At 71.9% G+C, this 22,550-nt stretch carries 2 protein-coding genes; both read left to right on the top strand.

All coding sequences use genetic code 11. From position 1 onward, the window contains the following. Positions 1-4 precede the first annotated feature (4 nt). Positions 5-2,050, top strand: coding sequence for an asparagine synthase (glutamine-hydrolyzing) (asnB, locus tag EES43_RS02775; protein ID WP_124267181.1), 2,046 nt, complete (start codon positions 5-7; stop codon positions 2,048-2,050). Further along, positions 2,047-22,365, top strand: coding sequence for an SDR family NAD(P)-dependent oxidoreductase (locus tag EES43_RS02770; RefSeq protein WP_124267180.1), 20,319 nt, complete (start codon positions 2,047-2,049; stop codon positions 22,363-22,365). Before asnB ends, EES43_RS02770 begins: the two co-directional genes overlap by 4 nt. Positions 22,366-22,550 lie beyond the last annotated feature (185 nt).

The raw sequence follows: 22,550 nt of genomic DNA, 5'->3' as shown, positions 1-22,550 counted from the left end.
CCGCATGTGCGGAATAGCAGGCTTCGTCTCGCCCTCGCTCGACGCCGGAGCCACGCCCGAGGTCATGGCTTCGATGCTGTCGCTCATTCGCCACCGCGGGCCGGACGAGGCGGGCTACTACCTGGACGACGGCATCGCCATGGGCACGGTGAGACTGTCGATCATCGACCTCTCCACGGGCGCTCAGCCGATGGCGGATCCGACGGAACGCCACTGGATCTGCTTCAACGGCGAGTTGTACAACCACGTCGAACTCCGTGAGGAGCTGCGAGGGCTCGGCCGGCGGTTCCGTACCCGCTCGGACACCGAGGTCTTCCTACAGGCGTGGGCCCAATGGGGGCCCGCATGCCTGACGCGTTGCAACGGCGCGTTCGCGGTCGCGATTCGGGACGTGGTGTCGGGAGAACTCTTCCTGGCGCGCGACAGGTACGGCAAGCGTCCGCTCTTCTACGTCGACCGCGAGCGCGGCGCCGGTCAGGACGGCCGGGGCGGGGACTTCCTCTTCGCTTCCGAGATGAAGGCGTTCCGCGCGTTCCCCGGGTTCCGTTTCGAGCTGGACCCCCGTGAACTGGCCTCCACCTTCGCCGTATGGACACCGCTGCCCGATCGGACCCCCTTCCGGCACATCCGCCAACTGCCCATGGGCAGTTACCTGACCGTCCGGGGCGGACGCGCGGTCCTGAAGGAGTACGCGGCGCTCGAACTCGACGCGGAACCGTTCGCCGGCACCGAACGGGAAGCGGCGGCATTCGTCCGCGACGCCCTGCGCGAGAGCGTCGAGATGAGGCTGAGGAGCGATGTCGAGGTCGGTGTCTACCTGAGCGGTGGCCTGGACTCCTCCATCGTGACCAGACTGGCGACGGAACTCTCCTCGCACGAGGTCCGCACCTTCTCCGTGGAGTTCGACGAAGCGGCCTTCGACGAGTCGAGCAGTCAGCAGGTCGTCGCCTCCCACCTCGGGACGCTCCACTCGTCCATCGCCGTGTCGAGCGCCGATATCGCCGCGAATTTCCCGTCCGCCGTCTACCACGCCGAAGTGCCCGCGTTCCGCACCGCGTTCGTGCCCATGTACCTCTTGTCCCGCCATGTGCGGGACGCCGGAATCAAGGTGATCCTCAGCGGCGAGGGCGCTGACGAGGCGTTCCTCGGGTACTCGCTCTTCCGCGAGACCCTGCTGCGCGCCGCGTGGAACGACCTGTCGGACGACGAGCGGATGACCAGGCTCGGCAGCCTCCACCCGGAGCTGAGCCACTTCGGTCCCGCGAACCGGGCGCGGCTGAAGGGCCTCTTCGAGCAGTTCGCCGTCGAACGGCTTCCCGGTCTCTTCTCGCACGAACTCCGTTACCAGAACGGCCGCTTCGCCGCACGTCTGCTGAAGGACCGGGGCGACCCGTTCGCGGACATCCTCGCTCTGACGGAGGCGACATCCGGATACGCCGCGCTGAGTCCGGTCCAGAAGGCCCAGTGGCTCGAATTCAAGACGCTGCTGCCCGGCTACCTCCTCTCGACCCAGGGGGAGCGTATGAGCCTCGCGCACGGTGTCGAGAACCGCTGCCCCTTCCTCGATCCCGCGGTCGTCCGCGCGGCGGCGTCGGTCAATCTGCGATTCGACGACGGTTCCGAGGAGAAGGCCATCCTCAAGAAGGCCTTCTGGGGCGAGCTGCCGGAGTCGAGCCTGACCCGGCGCAAGCAGCCTTACCGCGCCCCAGGCTCGGCCGTCTTCAAGGAGCAGCGGCCCGAGTACCTGGACCTGCTGCTCTCGGACACGGAACTGAAGAAGACCGACTGCGTCGACCCCGTGTTCGCGAGGAAACTCGTCACGAAGATCATGGCCACGCCCAGCGAAGGGATCAGCACGAAGGAGGACCAGGCCTTCGTCTACCTGCTCTCCACGGCTGTTCTCCACCAGCAGTTCGTACGAGGGCAGGAGACCGGCGAGGACGGCCACGTGGCTGCGGACCTCAAGGTGGCCACGATCGTCGATCACCGGAACGTCCGAGGACCGAAGCCGCCCGGTCACACCTTCCCCACGGCTGGAGGACTCCGATGAGCACGATCGAACCGGCGCGCGAGGCGGATGACGTCGCGATCATCGGAATCGCCTTGCGCTTCCCCGGCGCGGAAACACTGGAAGAACTCGGCGGGCACCTCATCGCGGGCCGGTCGCTCATCTCGGAGGTTCCGCCCGAACGCTGGTCCAAGGAACGGTACTTCGGAGATCCGAAACGCGGGGCGCAGAAGACGAACAGCATCTGGGGCGGATTCGTCGAGCACGCGGACCGCTTCGACGCCGAGTTCTTCAGGATCTCGCCGCGCGAGGCCGAGAGCATGGACCCGCAGCAGCGGATGGCCCTCGAACTCGCCTGGCGGGTCATCGAGAACGCGGGATACGCGGCGAGTGATCTGGCCGGCACGGAGACAGGCGTCTTCATGGGCGTCTGCCACGCGGACTACGCGGAAATGATGGAGCGTGAAGGGGCGAAGACCGACGCCTACTTCCCCACCGGCACGGCCTACTCGATCATCGCGAACCGCATCTCCTACCATTTCGACTTCCAGGGCCCGAGCATCACCAACGACACGGCGTGTTCGAGTTCGCTCGTGTCGGTGTACGAAGCGGTCCGCGCGCTGGACAACGGCGAATGCGGCCTCGCCCTGGCCGGCGGAGTCAACCTGATCTGGTCGCCGAAGCACTTCGTCGCCTTCAGCCAGGCGAGCATGTTGTCCCGCACCGGTCGTGCGAGCGCCTTCGACGAGAGCGCTGACGGCTACGTACGCGGTGAAGGCGGAGCGGTACTTCTCCTGAAGCCTCTCGCGCAGGCTGTCGCGGACGGCGATCCCATCCACGCGGTGATCAAGGGAGTCGCCACGAACCACGGTGGCCGGACGAATTCCCTGACCGTCACCAATCCGACAGCGCAGGCGAATCTGATCGAAAGGCTCTACACCCGCGCCGGAATCCGCCCGGAGACCGTCACCTACATCGAAGCGCACGGTCCGGGAACGCCCGTCGGCGACCCGATCGAGATCATGGCCCTCAAGAGTGCCTTTCGGAACCTGCACGCGGCTCAGGGCACCGTCGCTCAACCGTCGAGCTGCGGAATCGGTTCGATCAAGACCAACATCGGGCATCTGGAGGGGGCCGCCGGTGTCGCCGGAATCGTCAAGGTCATCGCCTCCCTGGCGCACCGGGTGCTGCCCGCGACCGTCAACTTCCGGAATCAGAACCGGCTCATCAGCTTCGAGGACAGCCCGTTCCACGTGGTCCGCCACACCCAGCCCTGGGCGGCCCCGCCCGCGGGGAAGGACGGAAGGATCCCGCCACGTCGAGCCGGGGTGAGCTCGTTCGGGTTCGGCGGGACGAACGCGCATGTCGTGCTGGAGGAACACCTCGCCGACGACGCGGTACGGGAGTCGCCCCACCGCGGCCCGCGACTCGTGCCCCTCTCCGCGAAGACGCCGGAACGGCTGCGCGCGGTCGCGGGCAACCTGCTCTCCCACCTGCGCGAGCACCCCTCGCAGGCGCTCGCCGACATCGCGTACACCTTGCAGACCGGCCGGGAACCGATGCCGGCCCGGGTCGCGTTCCTCGTCGCCGACCGTGCCGAACTCGACCACCTGATAGCCGAGTTCGCGGACGGGGCCGGTGCCGAGGGCGAGGTCCACCTGGGCGCGGCGGTACGCGGGAGCGATGAGGACGTCGCCGAGCTGAGGACGACGGGGACGGACTGGGTCCGGGGCGGAGCGGTGGACTGGTCGGAGCGGCTCGGGCACGGCGGCCCTCCGGCACGCCCGCGACGTGTACGCCTGCCCGGATATCCCTTCGCCCGTGAGCGGCACTGGTTCAAGGCTCCGCCGAAGGACGACGACGCGGGAGCGACGCCGCGGGCGGTGAGCGAGCAGGCCGTGAGCGGACAGGCCGTGAGCGAGCAGGCCGTGAGCGAGCAGGCGGTGAGCGAGCAGGCGGTGAGCGAGCAGGCCGCCGGCGCCGGGCCGGTGCCCCACCCGCTCCTGCACACCGACGTCTCCGGCCCCGCCGGGCAGCGCTACAGCTCGACCTTCACCGGGGAGGAGCCGTTCCTCGCCTCGCACAGGGTGCGGGGCACACGGGTGCTGCCGGCGGCGGCCCAGGTGGAGATGGTCCGTGCCGCGGCGGTGCTTGCGACGGGGCGTGCCGCCGGTACGCCCGGCGTCGTCCGGCTCCGCAACGTGGGATGGTCGCGCCCGGTCGTCGTGCGGGACGCGCCGGCCGACGTCGGTGTGGGGCTCACCCCGCAGGACGGCGGCGCGATCGCCTTCGAGATCACCACCGGCACGGCGTCCGACGTGGTGCACAGCTCCGGGCTCGTCGAGATCGGCGGTCCGGGGCAGCCGGACCGGCTCGACCTCACCACACTGCTGGCGGCCTGCCCCGGCGAGCGACGGCCCGCCGACGTGTACGCGGAGTTCCACGATCAGGGGCTGGAGTACGGACCGGCCATGCGAGGGCTGAAGGAGCTCCGGCTGGGGACGGGAGAACTGATCGCGCGCGTCGGCGAACCCGCCGACGCATCCGGGAACGCCGGATACGTCCTGCCTCCGAGTGTGCTGGACGCGGCCTTCCAGTCCTCGGTCGTCCTCCTGGCGGAGACCTCGCGCGGGACGGCCGGCGGCCGACGCGGCCCGGTGCTGCCGTTCGCGTTCGAGGAACTCGCGGTCCACGGCCCCTGCGCGCCCGAGACCTGGGCGTGGGTGCGGCGCCGTGAAGGACACGGCGCGCTCGACATGTTCGACATCGACCTCTGTGACAGCGAGGGCATCGTGAGCGTCAGCCTGCGCGGACTGGTCCAGCGGACGACCCCGGCCGAGCCCGGCCACCGGGTCGGCGCGGCCACCGTCACCGCCTCCCCCTCCTGGGTGCGGGCGCCCCTCGACGTACCCGATGACGGGGCGGCGGCCGTCCCGTCCGTACGCGGGTACCTCGGTGGACAGGCCGCCCAGCACGCCGCCGCCGTGGCGGACCTCACCGGGTTCACCGTGGCACGGCTCCCCGACGTCGGGCCCGGCCGGGTCGCCGACGGGGTCGGGGCCGTGTCGGACCTGGCCTTCACGGACGTCACGGACGTCGTGAGGTCCAAGCCGAAGGGAGCGCACCGGTTCGTCGTCCTGGTGGAGGACCGTCTGCCCCGGCACTACCACGCGCCCCTCACCGGCCTGTTCAGGTCCGTCGTCCGGGAGAACCCGCGCGTCTCGGGCCGTGTCGTGCGCGTCGCGGAACTCGACACCGCGCCGCCGGAGCGGATCGCCGAAATCCTCCGGGCGGAGGCGGCGGACCGAAGCTCCGACTGCGATATCCGCTACGGGGCGGACGGCACGCGTCACGCGTCACGGCCCGTGGAACTCCACCTGGGCGAGGGAGCCGAGATCCCGCCGCTGAAGGAGGGCGGGGTCTACTGGATCACGGGCGGCCTCGGCGGGCTCGGGCGGCATGTCGCACGGTACTTCGGCCGCTGCGCCGGCGTCACCGTCGTCCTGAGCGGCCGATCGGAGGCCGGAGCCGCGAGCGAGGCGGCCCTGCGAGAGCTGCGCGACGCGGGGGTCGACGCCCACTACGTCCCCGTCGACGTGGGTTCGCGGGACGACGTGGAGCGCGCGGTCCGCGCCGTCACCCGGGACCACGGAACGATCGACGGCATCGTGCACGCGGCGGGCGTCCTCCGTGACGCGTACCTCTTCACCAAGGACGCGTCCGACCTCCGGACGGTGCTGGAGCCGAAGGTCGACGGCGTCCTCCACCTGGACGCCGCCACGCGCGGCCTCGCGCTCGACTTCTTCGTCGCCTTCTCCTCGGTGGCCGGAGTGTTCGGCAACTCGGGCCAGTCGGACTACGCGGCGGCCAACGCCTTCCTGGACGCCTTCGCCCACCACCGCCAGGCGCTGGTCGACATCGGCGAGCGGACCGGCAGGACCTGCGCCGTGAGCTGGCCGTTGTGGGCCGACGGCGGGATGTCCATGGACGCCGTGACGCTGAAGTCGATCCGCCGGGAACGGGGTTGGGAGCCCCTGCCCACCGAGGACGGCCTGCGCGTCCTCGGCCGCGTCCTGCGCGACGCGCCCGCACACGTCGTGGTGGCGTACGGAGCCGCCGCGACGCTCACGGTCGCCGCACCGCCCCCGGAACCGGCGGTCACCAGCCCCGTTGTGACCGAAACCGCTCCCGCCGTCACCGACGAAGAGTTGACGGAGCGTACGACGGCACTCCTGCGCCGGGTCGTGGGCGAGGCGCTGCACCGTGATCCCGGGACACTGGACGAAACGGTCAACCTCATCGAGTACGGGATCGACTCGCTCGCCATCCTCGACACGACCGCGGCGCTCGAAGAGCTCTTCGGCCCGCTCCCCAAGACGATCTTCTTCGAGTACACCGACATCGAGGGCGTCGCCGGATACTTCGTCGCGGAGCACCCGGACAGGCTGCGTGCGATCGTCGGCGCGGAGGACCCGCCGTCGGCCACCGCCGAACCGGCGGCCGGCGAGAAGGCCCCGGACGACCCGCAGACTGCCACCGCCCCAGCGCCGCCCGCTCCCGCCACGGGTAAGGCCACGGCTCCCGCCACGGGTACGACCACCGCTCCGGCCACGGACAGGGCGACCCCGCGCGACCGGCGGGACGCGACCGGCGCGCGCGACGACTACCACGACATCGCGATCATCGGCGTCTCCGGCACCTATCCCGGAGCCGACACCCTCGACGAACTCTGGTCGGTGCTCGAAGAGGGCCGCCACGAGTTCCGCGAAGTGCCGCGCGAACGCTGGGACCACGACGCCGTCTACAGCCGCGACCGCAGCGTCCTCGGCAAGAGCTCCATCCGCACCGGAACCTTCCTCCAGGACATCGACAGGTTCGATCCCCGCTACTTCCGCATCTCCCAGCGCGAAGCCGAGACCATGTCGCCCGAGGTCCGCCTGTTCCTCCAGACGGGCGTCGAGGCACTGGAGGACGCCGGCTACTCGCGCGAGACGCTCCAGCGGGAGTACGACGGAGACGTCGGCGTACTCGTCGGTTCCATGAGCAACCACTACGGCCTCTACGGCTTTCAGAACGGCCTCACGCGCGGATCCCCGGCGAGCGGCAGCTACACGGGGACGCTGCCCAACATGCTGTCGTACTTCTACGGGTTCACCGGCCCCTCGATGTTCGTGGACACGATGTGCTCGGGGTCCTCGACCTGTGTCCACCAGGCCGTGCAGATGCTCCGGGCCCGCGAGTGCTCGATGGCGGTCGCGGGCGGAGTGAACCTGCTCCTGCACCCGTACAACCTCATCAGCTCGTCACAGGAGCACTTCACCACGGCGACCTCGGACGTGATCCGGAGCTTCGGCCTCGGCGCGGACGGGACGATTCTCGGGGAGGGCATCGGCGCCCTGGTCCTCAAGCCGCTCGTCGAGGCCGAGCGCGACGGCGACCACGTGTACGCGGTCATCAAGGGGACCGCCCTCGCCAACGCGGGGGTGCGCAACGGGTTCACCGTCCCCAGCCCCCGTATGCAGGCGCGTGCGATCGAGAAGGCGATCGACGACGCCGGAGTCGACCCGCGGACCATCAGCTACGTGGAGGCCCACGGATCGGGAACGTCCCTGGGCGACCCGATCGAGGTCAAGGCACTGACCACCGCCTTCCAGAAGTACACGCGGGAGACCGGGTTCTGCGCGATCGGCTCGGTGAAGTCCAACATGGGACATCTGCTGCACGCCGCCGGAATGATCGGCATCGCCAAGGTCGTCCTCCAGTTCCAGAAGGGGAAGCTCGCCCCCTCCCTGCACAGCTCGGTGACCAACCCGGACATCGACTTCTCCCGGACCCCCTTCCGCCTCCAGCAGCAGCTCGCCGCGTGGGAGCCGGCGGTGACGACCGTGGACGGACGCGAGGTCACCCATCCGCGACGGGCGGGGATCACGTCGATCGGCGCGGGCGGGATGAACTCGCACATCATCCTGGAGGAGTACCCGGACCCGGACCCGCACCCGTACACAGACGGCGGCGCGCGCGCCGGGGCGTCCGACGGGCGCGAGGAGCTCTTCGTCTTCTCCGGGATGAACGACACCGCCCTCACGGCCTGGCTCACCCGGTTCCGCGCCTACCTGGCCACCGGAACTGCGCCGGATCTCGCGTCGGTCGCCCACACCCTCCGCGTCGGCAAGAACGAACTCCCTCGGCGCTGGGCGTTCCTGGCCAGGACCACAGAGGAGGCCGTCGCCGCCGTCGACCGCTATCTGGCGGGCGACCGCGACCTCGCCGCCGCGCTCGCGAGCGGTGGCTCGCGGACCCGGGACCTGCGGGATCCGGCGACCACCTGGGTCGGCGGTAAGAGCGTCGTCTGGCCCGCCCCGAAGGGCCCGCGCACGCCCCGGCGGGTCTCCCTCCCCGCGTACCCCTTCGAGCGCGTGCGCTGCTGGGTCGCCCAGGAGGACGGCGCGCCGTCCGTGATCGCTCCGCTGTCCCAGCGCGAGAAGCTGCACCCGTTCCTCGGCCGGAACGAGTCGGACGTCGACGGACTGCGGTACGTGCTCGACGTGCACCTGGACGATCTCCTGGACTACGGCTTCACCTCGGGGGAGCGGCACGACAGGACGCGCGGCATCGTGCCCACGTTCGCCGTCGACCTGGCGGTCGCGGCTGCGAAGGTCTCCGGATTCTCCGACGGGTCGGTCGTGCGCGACCTCCGTCTCCTGGGTCCGGTCGCCTGGACGACCGCGGCGCGCCTGGTGACGGTCTTCGACGCCACCGGGGCCGCCACCGGGGGGAAGACGGCGTCAGGAGCCGTGTATGCCGAGGACGCGTCGGGGAAGCGGACGGCCGTAGCGTCGTTCGACGTGCGGGCGGACGAGGGCGGCCCGATACTGCCGTCCGGCCACCCCCGCGCGAAACCGTTCGTGGGCGTGCTTCCCGGGGCGCTCGTGCCGGAGCCGCCGGACCCGCTCTCCCCGGCCGGCTTCCTCGCGGAACTGGCCGAGGGCGGAGTGGGATACACCCCGGAACTCAGCGGTGTCGAGGGCGCGTACCGCCTGCGGGACGGGCGGCTGGCGCTCAGGATCAGCACCCCCGAACTCCAGCGTGACCATGTGAAGCCGCAAGTCACGCTCGCTCCGCACGTTCTCGCCGCCGTCGCACAGGGCCTCCAGTTCGAGGCGAGGAGGACGGGCGTGCCGCAGTGGGCACGGACCGCCCCGCACCGGATCGACGAGATCCGGCTCTTCACGGACGGGAGCGGCGCCTGCGCCCCCGTCGCGTACGCCGTCTTCGACGTGACCGCCGACGGAGAGGGGCTCGGGGGATCGGTCGGGCTGCTGGACCGGAACGGCGAGGTGGTCGGCGTACTCGCCGACCTGTGGTGCGGCGACGACGAAGGACCGCGAGAGGACCCGGATGTGAGCGCGCGAGCAGTGGACAAGACCGGCGAGAGGAACGGGGCGATGCCGGGCGAGGACGGCGGTGACCTCCTCTCCTTCGCGGTGGATGAGCTGCGCGGCCTGGCGGCCGGCATCCTCAAGTTCGAGCGCGACGAACTCGACCCCCACACCGGCTTCGACGCCTTCGGCTTCGACTCGATCTCGCTCATCGCCCTGTCGAAGCAGGCGAGTGAGCGGCTCGGCATCGAGGTGACCCCCGCCGTCTTCTTCGACAGCAACACGTTCGCGTCGCTGGGCGGACACCTGGTGACCGAGCACGAGATCGCCCTGCGCGCGGCGTACGAGCGGTCCCTCCCGCCGGACCGTCCCGGGATTCCCGAGGTCGCGGCGCCCGAGGTCGCGGCGCCCGAGGTCGTGGCACCCGAGGCCGTGGCACCCGGCTTCGCAGCGCTAGATGTCGTGGCGACCGGCGCCCGGCGTCCGGACCGGCGGAACTCCGCCACGCGGATCGCGGTCATCGGAGCCGCGGGCCGATTCCCCGGCGCACCCGATCTGGACGCCTACTGGGCGAATCTGGCCGCCGGGACCGACCACGTCACCGCGTTCCCCCTCGACCGGTACGACGCGGCCTACGCACGGATCGTGGAGGCATCCGACTTCCCGCGCCACGCGGCCGTCCTCGACGACGTCGACGCCTTCGACGCCGCCTTCTTCCGCATCCTGCCGCGCGAGGCCGAACTGATGGACCCGCAACACCGGTTGGCGCTCCAGACAGCCTGGAACGCGGTGGAGCACAGTGGCTACGCTCCCTCCGGCCTGCCGCGCGACACCGGGCTGTTCTTCGGTGTCTCGGGCACCGACTACGCGACTCTGCTCGCGGCCCACGGCACCCCGCCGGACGCCTTCACCTCCACCGGCAACGCCCATTCCATGCTCGCCAACCGCATCTCGTACGTACTCGACATCCACGGCCCGAGCGAGCCGGTCGACACGGCCTGCTCCAGCTCGCTCGTCGCGGTCCACCGGGCTGTCGAAGCCATCCGCTCCGGGGCGTGCGACGTCGCGATAGCGGGCGGGGTGAACCTCCTCCTCAGCGTCGACACGTTCGTCAGCGCCGGACAGGCCGGCATGCTGAGCCCGGACGGACGGTGCAAGACCTTCGCGAGCGACGCGAACGGATACGTACGCGGCGAGGGCGTCGGCGCGGTCGTGCTGAAGCCCCTCGGCGACGCCGAGCGCGACGGGGACGCGATCCTCGCCGTGATCGTCGGGAGCGCCGAGAACCACGGCGGGCGGGCGAACTCCCTCACCGCGCCGAACGGCGCCGCGCAGTCGGAGCTCGTGGTCCGGGCGATGGACGGCATCGACCCCCGCACGATTGGCTACGTGGAGGCCCACGGCACCGGTACGGCCCTGGGCGACCCCGTCGAGGTGCGCGCGCTCCAGACCGCTTTCCGGCAGCTGGGAAGCGACGGGTCGGGAACCTGCGGACTCGGCTCGGTGAAGGCCAACATCGGGCATCTGGAAGCCGCCGCCGGCATCGCGGGGCTGCTCAAGGTGGTCCTCGCCATGCAGCACGGCACCCTGCCGCCCGGCCGGAACTGCGACGAGATCAACCCCTACATACAGCTCGACGGCAGCCCGTTCCGCATCGTGCGCGCGAGTGAACCCTGGGAACGGTTCCGCGACCGCCGGGGCGCGCCCGTTCCTCGGCGGGCGGGAGTCAGCAGCTTCGGCTTCGGCGGCGCGAACTGCCACGTCGTCATCGAGGAGTACGCGGGAAGGACCGAGGAAGACGCGGGTGAGGGCGAGGGACACGCCGGTACGGACCTGGAGACGGGCCCGGCACGGGACCTGGGCCGAAGCGAGGGCCGGGTCGCCGTGCCCCTCTCGGCGCGGACACAGCGGGAGCTGCGCGAGCGGGCCCGCGGCCTGCTCGCCCACCTGGAGGACGCCCCGCGCCCCGGCTCGCTCCGTTCGATCGGATGGACGCTCCAGGTCGGACGGGAAGCCATGGCCGAACGCGTCGGCTGGGTCGTCACCTCGTGCCGTGAACTCGCTTCGAGGCTAAGGGAGTTCGTGGAGGGCGCGGCGGCCGGACCGCAGCACGGCGCCGGCCCGGATCCGGACGGCCTCACCGACGCGATCGCCCGTTGGAACGGCGGAGCCGAGGTCGAGTGGCGGCAGCTGTACGGGTCGGCCGGTTCCGGCGTGCCGAAGCGCACGCACCTGCCCGCCTATCCGTTCGCACGTGACAGGTACTGGATACCGGGGAGCGCCGGGAAGGCCGACCGGACCGCCGAACCCGCCCCCGCCCCCGCCGTCGAACCCGCCCCCGCCGTCGAACCCGCCCCCGCCGTCGGTACGACGCTGCTCGTGCCCCGCTGGACGGCGAAGCCGGCCGCCCCGGATCCCGGCGGCGCGACCCCGTACACGCGCCACGCGGTGGTCCTGTGCGGAACACCGGCGTCCCTGCGGGACGACATCGAGCGCCGGCTGCCGGGTGCGCGCTGCCACACCGTGACCACCGCCAAGCAGCGCCCGGAGACCCGCTTCACCGACCTGTCACGGCAGGTCTTCGCGATCGTCCAGGCTCTCGCCGGGGAGGCGCACGACGGCGCCACGCTGGTGCAGGTGGTGACGCCGGCCGGCCAGGACGAAGAAGCCGGACCGGCCCTCGCGGCACTCCTGAGCACGGTGACGCTGGAGAACCCGCGCATCGCCGGGCAGGTCCTCGCCTTCGACGGCGCGTGCGACGGGGACCGTGTCGCGACCGCGGTCACGGAGAACGCGCGGCACGCGGACGACGGACTCGTCCTGCACCGCGGGACCGAGCGCCGTGTGCGGACCTGGACGCCCAGGACGGCCGACGGCACGGGCACGCCGTGGCGTCCGGGAGGCGTGTACCTGATCACAGGAGGCGCCGGCGGCATCGGCGCCGTCGTCGCCCGTCGGATCGCCCAGGACACCGACCGCCCGAGGCTCGTCCTCGTCGGGCGGTCCGCACAGGATTCCCGGATCGGTCGGCTCCTCTCGGAACTGAGGGAATCGGGGGCGGTGGCCCGCTACGCCGTCGCGGACGTCTCCCGCTGGGAGGAGGTCAGCCGTCTCGTCGCGGGGGTACGGGAGGAGGAGGGCCCGATCCACGGAATCATCCACGCCGCAGGCGTCATCCACGACGCGTACGTCACCGACAAGAGCGCGCGGGATTGGGACCGGGTCCTCGCCCCGAAGGTCGACGGCGTGGTGCACCTGGACCGGGCCACGGCCGACATGCCACTCGAATCCTTCCTCCTCTTCTCGTCCGGCGCTGCCGTCACGGGAAACCCCGGCCAGTGCGACTACGCCACGGCCAACGCCTATCTCGGCGCGTACGCCGCACACCGCAACGCGCGCGTCGCGGCGGGCGAACGGTCGGGTCGTACGGTCGCGATCGCGTGGCCCCTCTGGAAGGACGGCGGAATGACGGTCGACGACGCGACCCGCGCGTACCTCCGTCGCCACCGCGGCCTCGTGCCCATGGAGGCGGACGAAGGGATCGACGCCCTCCTGAGCGCCTGGCGTCTCGGCGAGGCCGGCGAGGACCAGATATGGGTGCACCACGGCGAGACGGCGAAGGCGGCGCCCGCATCCGCACCCGCATCCGCCGCGCCCGTATCCGCCTCCGCTCCCGCATCCGCCTCCACGCCGACCACGGCCGGCGCGGGCCCCGACCGGGAGACGCTCCGGTCGGTCCTGGGGCTCTTCGCCCGCGTCACCAAGCTCCCCCTCCACGACGTCGACCCCGACCGGCCGCTCGATGATCTGGCCCTCGACTCGGTCATGGTCGTGCAGCTGAACAGGGAGCTGTCCGCCGTGTACGGGGAGGTCCCGACGACGCTCTTCTACGAATTCCCCACCCTGCGCGCCGTCGCCGCACACCTCGCGGGGAGGCAGACGCCGCCGACTCCCGGTGCGCGGACCGGCGAACCGACCGGTGAGGTCCGCGCGGCGGTGCGGGACACCGTCGCGGCACCCGACGCCTCCGGCGGCCCGCTCGCCCAGCACGAACCCATCGCGATCATCGGGATGAGCGGACGCTATCCGGGGGCCCGTGACACCGACGAGTTCTGGGCGAACCTGTCAGCCGGACGCGACGCCGTCACCGAGATCCCGCCGGGCCGATGGCCGCTCGACGGCTTCTACGAGCCCGACCGCGCCACCGCCGTCGCCACCGGACGCAGCTACAGCAAGTGGGGCGGATTCCTGGAGGACTTCGACGCGTTCGATCCGCACTTCTTCCGGATCGCACCACGCGACGCCTACGCCATGGACCCGCAGGAGCGCCTCTTCCTCCAGGCGTCCTGGGAAGTGATCGAGGACGCGGGCTACACCCGCGAGGAGCTGGCCCGCCGCCATCAGCGGCGCGTCGGCGTCTTCGCCGGTGTCACCAAGTCCGGCCACGCACGGCACGGCGCGGCTCTGCTGCCGTCCGGCGAGCAGGTCGTGCCCGCGCTCTCCTTCGCCTCGCTCAGCGCACGTACCTCGTACGTCCTCGACCTCCGCGGCCCCAGCCTGACGATCGACACCATGTGTTCGTCATCGCTCACGGCCATCCACGAAGCCTGCGAACACCTGCGTCAGGGCTCCTGCGACCTGGCCGTCGCCGGTGGGGTGAACCTGTATCTGCATCCGTCCGACTACGTCGAACTCTGCCGTTCCACCATGCTGTCCTCGCAGGCCCGCGTACGGAGCTTCGGCAGCGGCGCTGACGGCTTCGTCCCCGGTGAGGGCGTCGGCGCGGTGCTGCTGAAGCCCCTGGCACGCGCTCTCGCGGACGGCGACCGGGTCCTCGCCGTGGTCCGCGGGACGAGCATCAACCACGGCGGGCGGTCCAACGGTTATACGGTGCCCAGCCCGACCGCCCAGGCGGAACTGATCGGCGACGCGCTGACCCGGGCCGGCGTCTCGGCGCGGGAGGTGGGCTACGTCGAGGCGCACGGCACCGGTACGGAGCTGGGTGATCCGATCGAAGTGAAGGGGCTCTCGCTCGCCTTCGAGGAGTTCACGCGGGACAAGCAGTTCTGCGCGATCGGCTCCGTGAAGTCGGTGATCGGGCATCTGGAGGCCGCCGCGGGCATCGCCGGAGTCACCAAGGCGGTCCTCCAGCTCCAGCACCGCACGCTCGTTCCGAGCCTGCACGCCGAGGAGCCGAACCCCGGCATCAGGTTCGAGGAGACGCCGTTCCGCCTCCAGCGGACCCTCGCACCGTGGGAGTCCGAACGACCGCGGATCACGGCGGTCTCGTCGTTCGGGGCAGGCGGGTCGAACGCGCACGTGATCCTGGAGGAGTACGTCGCGGACGCCGTCCCGGAGCGGGCGGCGGCCGACGAGGGCGAACAGATCGTCGTGCTCTCGGCGCGGACGCCGGAGCAACTGCGGCACTCCGCCGCGCGTCTGGCCGCGCATCTCGACCAGGACGAGGCGGAGGGGCGAACGGTCCGCCTGACGGACCTCGCCTTCACTCTGCGGTCCGGACGCGAGGCGATGAGGGAACGCCTGGCGCTGACCACGGCCTCACTGCCCGAACTCCGGCGCATGCTGCGCGCGTACGCGGAGACGGGCGACGGGACGGCGATACCGGGCCTGCACCGGGGCAGCGCCGGGCAGACCCCGGGCGCCGCCGCCGAGATCTCGGCCGACGACGACCTCCGGGAACTCCTGGTCGAACGGTGGGGCCGCTCGGGCAGGCGCGACAAACTGGCCGCGCTCTGGGCCGACGGGATGGACCTGGACTGGCGGCGGCTCCCCGCGGAGGGGTCGCCCCGCCGGATATCCCTGCCCACCTACCCGTTCGCGACGGACCGGTTCTGGATCGGCGACCTGGAGCCGGTGAGGGGCGCGGACACCACCGCTGCGCCGACCGCTGCGCCCGCCGCTGCGCCCGCCGTCGTCGAGCCGCGGTCCGGCCGGCCCACGCCGCACGCCGTGCCCGAGGCCGTGCCCGGCGGCCCGTCCGACTCCACGCGCGGCGAACGCGTCGCGGACATCGTGCGCGCGAAGATCGCGGACGTACTGGTCATGTCGCCGGACGAGGTCGAGGGCGGGCTCGCGTTCGCCGACTACGGGCTCGACTCCATCCTCGCCGTCCGCCTCGTCCACGTGCTCAACGAGACGCTGGGACTCGACCTCACGACCGGCATCGTCTTCGACCACAGCTCCGCCGACCGCCTCGCCGCGCATCTGCTCGCGGAGTACGGTCACATCGACGCCCCGGCCCTCGCCCCGGCCTCCTCCCCGGCTCCCGTCCCGCCCTCCGTCCCCGCCCGCACTCCGGCCGCCACCGCGCGGACCCGTCCGCGGATCGAGCCCGGACCTCCTCCCGGCGGACCGTCCCTCGCCCTCGCCCCCGCCCCCGCCCCCGTGCCGATCGCCGTCGTCGGGATGAGCGGACGGTTCGCCGGCTCCGACACCCTTGAGGACCTGTGGACCCATCTCCTGAACGGTGACGACCTGGTCACCGAGGCGACCCGCTGGGACCTCCCGGACACCGGGCCCGACGGATCGGCCCGCTGCACCCGGGGCGGATTCCTCGACGGCATCGATCGATTCGACCCGCTGTTCTTCGGCATCTCGGGCGTCGAGGCGGCCGTCATGGACCCCCAGCAGCGCCTACTGCTCGAAGAGGCGTGGAAGGCGCTGGAGGACGCGGGATACGCGGGACGGCAGCTCGGCGAAACCCGCTGCGGTGTGTACGTGGGCTGCTGGAACGGCGATTACCACGAGCTGGTCGAGAAGAACAGCCCGGCCCAGGCGCTCTGGGGGAACATGGCGTCCCTGATCCCGGCCCGCGTCTCCTACCTCCTCGATCTGAAGGGCCCCGCGCTGGCGGTCGACACCGCGTGCTCCAGTTCGCTCATCGCGATCGACCTGGCCTGCCGCGGGCTCAGGTCGGGCGAGACGGACACGGCACTGGCGGGCGGCGTCTTCGTCCAGTCGACGCCGCGCCTCTACGAGCTGGCAGGGCGGGCCGGAATGCTCTCGGCGACGGGCCGCTGCCACACGTTCGACCACCGGGCCGACGGCTTCGTCCCGGGCGAGGGCGTCGGCGTCCTCGTGCTCAAGCGGCTGGACGACGCCATCGCCGACGGCGACCACATCCACGGCGTGATCCGCGCCACGGGCAGCAACCACGACGGTGCGACCAACGGCATCACGGCGCCCAGCTCCGTCTCGCAGGAGTCCCTGCTCCGCGACGTCCACGCGTCCTCCGGCATCGACGCCGAGTCCATCCAACTCGTGGAGGCGCACGGTACCGGCACCCCGCTCGGCGATCCCATCGAATTCTCCGCACTCAGCCGGGTGTTCCGGGCCGGCACGGAGAAAACCGGTTTCTGCGCGCTGGGTTCCATCAAGTCGAACCTCGGGCACACCCAGTTCGCCGCGGGCGTCGCAGGTGTGTTCAAGATCCTCCTCGCGATGCGGCACGAACAGATCCCGGCCTCACTGCACTTCGAGAAGCCCAACGAGGCCATCGGGCTCGACGGCAGTCCCTTCTACCTGAGCACGCGCAACCACCGCTGGGAGGCCCCGTCCGACGGCGGGCCGCGCCGCGGCGCCGTCAGTTCCTTCGGCGCGAGCGGCACCAACGCGCATCTCGTCATCGAGGAAGCACCGCCCACCCCGCGCGCCCGCGCCCGTACGCAGCGGCCCGCGTATCTCGTCGTCCTCTCGGCGCACTCACGTGGGCAACTGGCCCAGCAGCTGACCCGGCTGGCCGAGCGAATCCGTCGCGAGGACTCCACGGACCTGGGCGACCTCGCCTACACGCTCACCGTCGGAAGGGACCGGTTCGCCCACCGCTTCGCCTGTGTGGCGGCGGACCGCACCGAGTTGCTGAGGATCCTCGACGAAGGGCTCGACGGAGCGGACGCGTTCACCGGCCGGGCAGCGCCTGAGCGCAAGGGCCGGCCGGGTGCGGAGAAGAGCGGCGGGGAGGCGTGCCTCGGACGCTGCTCGGAGTTCACCGGCTCCGGCGCGGACGCCGGGGCGTACCGCGCGGACCTCACCGCCCTCGCCGGCCACTTCGCCCGGGGCGCCGACCTCGACTACGGCGCGGTCTTCCCCGCGGGAGCCCATCGGCGAGTCCCCCTGCCCACCTACCCGTTCGTCCGGGAGAGCCACTGGGCCGGTCCGCCGCCCGTCCCGCCGCTGCCCATCTCCCCTTCTCCCGTGGCGGCCCTTGCCGAGGGCCCCGCGGCGATGCGTCGGCCGACGGCCGGCCACCCGCTGATCCACCGCTACCCGGCGGTGGCGGAGGCTCCGGGCACACTGCGCGCCTCGACGGTGTTCACCGGAGACGAATCCGTTCTCCGCGATCACACGGTGCGCGGACAGCGTGTCCTGCCCGGCGTCGCCCACCTCGAAATGGCACGAGAGGCCGCGGCGCGGGTGTGGGGCGCGGACGCGACGGCCCCCCTGGTGATGCGCGACATCACCTGGGTACGGCCGGCCGCCGCCGAAGGCGGGCCGCTGAGCGTCGACGTCCTGGTGAAGCCGGGCGAGGGCGACCAGCTCGTCTTCGAGATCGCCTCGGGGAGCGAGGGGAGCGGCGGGGGCGGCGACCCGGTCGTCTTCTCCGCCGGGCGCGTCTCCCGCTCCGACGCGCCCCGTCCCGAACGGATCGACCTGGCGTCGCTCCGCGCGACGTGCGCGACGCCCGTATCCGCCGAACGCATCCGCGAAGCGCTCGCGGAGATGGGCATCGTCCACGGGCCGTCGCTCCGCGCCATCCGCGAGGCATACGTCGACACCGGCACCGGCACGGTCCTGGCCGAGCTGGACCTGCCGGCCGAGGCGGACCCGGCCGACGGCGGATACGTCCTGCACCCGGCACTGCTGGACTCGGCCATCCAGTCCTCGATCGCGCTGCACCTCACGGACGGCCCGGCCACCCCGGAGACCGTGGTGCCGTTCGCGCTCGACCGGTTCGAACTCCTCGCCCCGTGCCCGGCCTCGATGCGGGCCGTCGTCCGCGTCGCGGACGAGCCGGGGACCGCGAACGCGCTGAGCCGGCTCGACGTGGACGTCACCGACGCCGACGGCCAGGTCTGCGTCCGGATGACCGGCTACACCTCGCGCCGTCTCAAGGAACCGGCCCCCTCCCTGTTCGCACCCGTCTGGGAGCCCGTATCCGCGCACGCGGCGGACGAGTACGCGCCGCGGGACACGGACCGGGTACTCGTGGTGGGAGGCACGGCCGAACAGCGGGCCGCGCTCACCCGCCGGTACCCGCGGCTCACGACGTGGGACCTCGCCCCCAGCGCCTCGATCGACGAGGTCACGTCACGGCTCCGGGCCTCGGGGCCGGTCGGCCAACTCCTCTGGATCGCGCCCGACATGGCGCAGCAGGACCTGCCGCCGCTCCTGCCGACCGACACCGCCGGCTTCACCGCGGCCCAGGAGGGCGGCGTCATCGCGGCCTTCCGCATGATCAAGGCCCTCGTCCGCACCGGACACGACGCCCGTCCGCTCGGCGTCACCCTGGTCACGCGAAGCGCCCTGGCCACGCACGACACCGAGCCGACGGCACCCGCCCACGCCGGGCTGCACGGCCTCTTCGGGTCGCTCGGACAGGAGTACGCGAACTGGTCGGTCCGCCGGACGGACCTCGACACCGCCGAACTGCCCGAGGACCTTCTGACACTCCCCGACAGCCCCGGGAGCGGCCCCCTGGTGCGCCGCGCGGGCCAGTGGCTGGTACGGCGCTGGGCGCCGAACGACCCCGGCGACGGGCAGCGGACCGCGTACCGGCGAGGCGGCGTCTACGTCGTGATCGGAGGCGCGGGCGGGCTCGGCGAACAATGGACCCGGCACGTCGTGCGCCGCTACGGCGCCCACGTGGTCTGGATCGGCAGGCGCCCGCAGGACGCCTCGATCCAGGCGAAACTGGACGCCGCCGGCGGCAGCGTGCGCTACCTGTCCGCCGACGCCGCCGACCCCGCGTCACTGCGCATCGCGTACAAGGAGGTCAAGCGGCATCACCCGCGGATCCACGGCGTCATCCAGGCGGCGCTCGTCCTGCGGGACCAGAGCCTGGCCCGCATGGACGAGGCGACGCTGCGCGCCAGCCTCGCCGCGAAGGTCGACGTCGGCGTGGCCATGGCAGAGGTCTTCGCGGACGAGGAACTGGACTTCGCCCTGTTCTTCTCGTCCGTCCAGTCGTTCACGACGGCCGCGGGCCAGAGCAACTACGCGGCCGGATGCACCTTCAGCGACGCCTACGCCCACTTCCTCGCCCGGCACTGGGAGTGCCCGGTGAAGGTGATGAACTGGGGCTGGTGGGGGAGCGTCGGCAGCGTCGCGACCGAACGGCACAGGGAGCACATGGCACGCTGGGGCCTGCTGTCGATCGAACCGCCGGAGGCGATGGAGGCGCTCGACACGCTTCTCGGCGGCCCGCAGCGCCAGTTGAGCTTCGTCAAGGTGAAGGACCTCGACGCCATCGAGGCGCTCGACCCGGCGACGCTGCTCACGGTCCACGACAGGGCCCGGTCCCACGTCGCGCCCGCCCTCGTCGGGTCCGCCGCCACCGCGCCCGCCGAGTGGGAGGCGATGCGCGCGATCGCCGCGTGGCGCAGGGACGAACGCGATCCGCTCCTCGCGCGGCTGGTCCGCGGACACCTGGAGGCGCTCGGCGCCCTGCACGGCCCCGGCACACCCTCGTCCCCGGGCGACGTCGCACGGCTCCGCCGGCGCGCCGGAATCCTGGACCGGTACGACACGTGGCTCGACCACGCGCTCCGCGTCGTCCCGGCGTCGGCCCCCTCGCTGGACGAACTGAGGCGCGAGTGGGACGACCGCCGCGCCCAGTGGTCCACCGACCCCGACAAGGCGGCCGAACTCGCCCTGCTCGACGCCACGCTCCGGGCACTGCCCGACATCCTCACCGGCGCGACCAGGCCGACCGACATCCTGTTCCCGCGCGGCTCCGTCGAACTCGTCGAAGGCACGTACCGCGACAACCGCGTGGCCGACATGTACAACCGCGCCATGGCCGACGCCGCGGTCTCCATCGTCGCGGAACGGCTGCGCCAGGACCCGGCGGCCCGCCTGCGCATCCTGGAGATCGGCGCCGGCACGGGCGGTACGAGCGTCGGCATGTTCGCCGCACTGCGCCCCTTCCAGGAACACATCGAGACCTATACGTACACCGATCTCTCGAAGGCGTTCCTGAACCATGCCCGCGCCGCGTACGGACCGCGCACGCCGTACCTCTCGTACGCCCGCTTCGACGCCGAGCAGCCGCTGGCCGGGCAGCAGGGCGTGCGGAGCGGGAGCTACGACCTGGTCGTCGCCGCCAACGTGCTGCACGCGACGCGCGACACCCGGAACACGATCCGCAACGCGAAGGCGGCCCTGCGCGACGGCGGGTGGCTCCTGCTGAACGAACTCGCGACCTTCGACGTCTCCAGCCACCTCACGTTCGGACTGCTGGAGGGATGGTGGCTCTTCGAGGACCACTCGCTGCGCGTACCGGGCTCGCCCGCACTGTCGCCCGGCAACTGGCGGACGGTGCTGGAGAGCGAAGGCTTCCGGACGGTCGTCCCCGTACTGCCCCAGGCACGTGAACTGGGGCAGCAGATCATCGCCGCCGAGAGCGACGGCATCGCACGGCAGACGGTGGCCCCGTCGGCGCACCGGAAACCGGCGGCCCGGCGAGCACCCGCGACGCCCCGGCCACCACAGGCCCCCGCACCCGCTCCCACCCCCGTACGGGTCCCGGCGCAGCCCCTGGACGACAGGGGAGCGACGGCCACCCCGTCGGGCGTCGGGGCGGGCAGCCGGTCCGAGATCCTGACCGGGTACCTCCGTGACCGGGCCGCGCGGACTCTCGGTATTCCGGCGGACCGGATCGCTCTCTCCGCGCCGCTCACCGACTACGGCATGGACTCCATCCTGGTGCTCCAGCTGACGAACGCGCTGCGTGAGGACCTCGGCGAGGTCTCGTCCACCCTGCTCTTCGACGCCGAGTCCGTCGAGGAACTCGCCGATCACTTCCTGGAGACCGGCGGCACCGCTGTGGACGCCCTCGTGGCGCGCCTGAACCCGTCGGCAGGGGAGCAGCCCGTCTCCGACAGCGCGCCACGGCAGTCGGCACACCCTCTGCGCTCCATCGCCGCCCTGTTCCGCACGGTGGTGGAGAGCGGTACCCCGCAGGAGGCCGGCGACCTGCTGTCGATCGCCGCTCGGCTCCGGCCGACCTTCGCGACGGGAACGGGGCCCGAGCCGGAGATCTTCCGGCTGTCGGACGGCGGGCCGGAACCGGCCCTGGTCTGCCTGCCCTCGCTCATCGCCCCCACCGGGGCGTACCAGTACATGCGGTTCGCCGGAGCACTCCGCGGCCGACGTCGGATCTGGGCGGTCTCCGTACCCGGATACGGCACCGGGGAGCCGCTGCCCGAGAACCTGGAGGCGGCAGCCGACCGCCTGGCCGAGACACTGCTCCGACGGTTCGAGGGCGGGGCGTTCGCGCTCGCGGGCTACTCCTCCGGCGGGTGGCTGGCTCACGAGGTGGTACGCCGGCTGGAGGCGGCCGGCGCTCCGCCGGCCGGGCTGGTGCTGCTCGATACGCCGCGGTCGACCGGGGCGGCGATGACCCGGGGGATGACGGTGATCACCCGGCGGCTGCTCGACCGGTTCCCGCAACTGCCCCTCGGAGACGAGCAAGTCACGGCGATGGCCTGGTACGCGGAGCTGCTCGACGGCTGGCGCCCGCTGCCGGTTACCACGCCGACGCTGCTGGCTGGGGCCGCGGAGGACGGGCCCCTGCTCGACCTGCTCGGTGAGGACGCGCGGGCCGGCTGGCCGCTGGGGCACCTCCGGACGGAGGTGACGGGGGACCACTTCTCCCTGCTCGAAGAGCATGCCGCGTCGACCGCGCTCGCGGTCGAGCGGTGGCTCTCCGGAATCGGCCCCTCGCCCGACGGGTCCTGACCGCGTCGATCCGCTGACCGGCGACGGCGACGATGTCGCCGTCGCCGGCCGGAGAAGGAGGAGAACACCATCGTGGTCATCGCGCACGTGCTCACTTTTCACGCGCCCGGGGCGTTTCACGGATCGAGGGATCAGCGGCGGATGACCGTGCACCCGGCACCACCAGCCGAAAGGCGAATCCGTAG

This window comes from Streptomyces sp. ADI96-02, from assembly GCF_003846185.1.
GTDB lineage: Bacteria > Actinomycetota > Actinomycetes > Streptomycetales > Streptomycetaceae > Streptomyces.
This window is presented reverse-complemented; position numbering and strand designations above follow the sequence as displayed.

Coding starts and splice junctions, on each gene's coding strand:
- asnB (WP_124267181.1), top strand. CDS start 5: ATGTGCGGAATAGCAGGCTTCGTCTCGCCCTCGCTCGACGCCGGAGCC.
- EES43_RS02770 (WP_124267180.1), top strand. CDS start 2,047: ATGAGCACGATCGAACCGGCGCGCGAGGCGGATGACGTCGCGATCATC.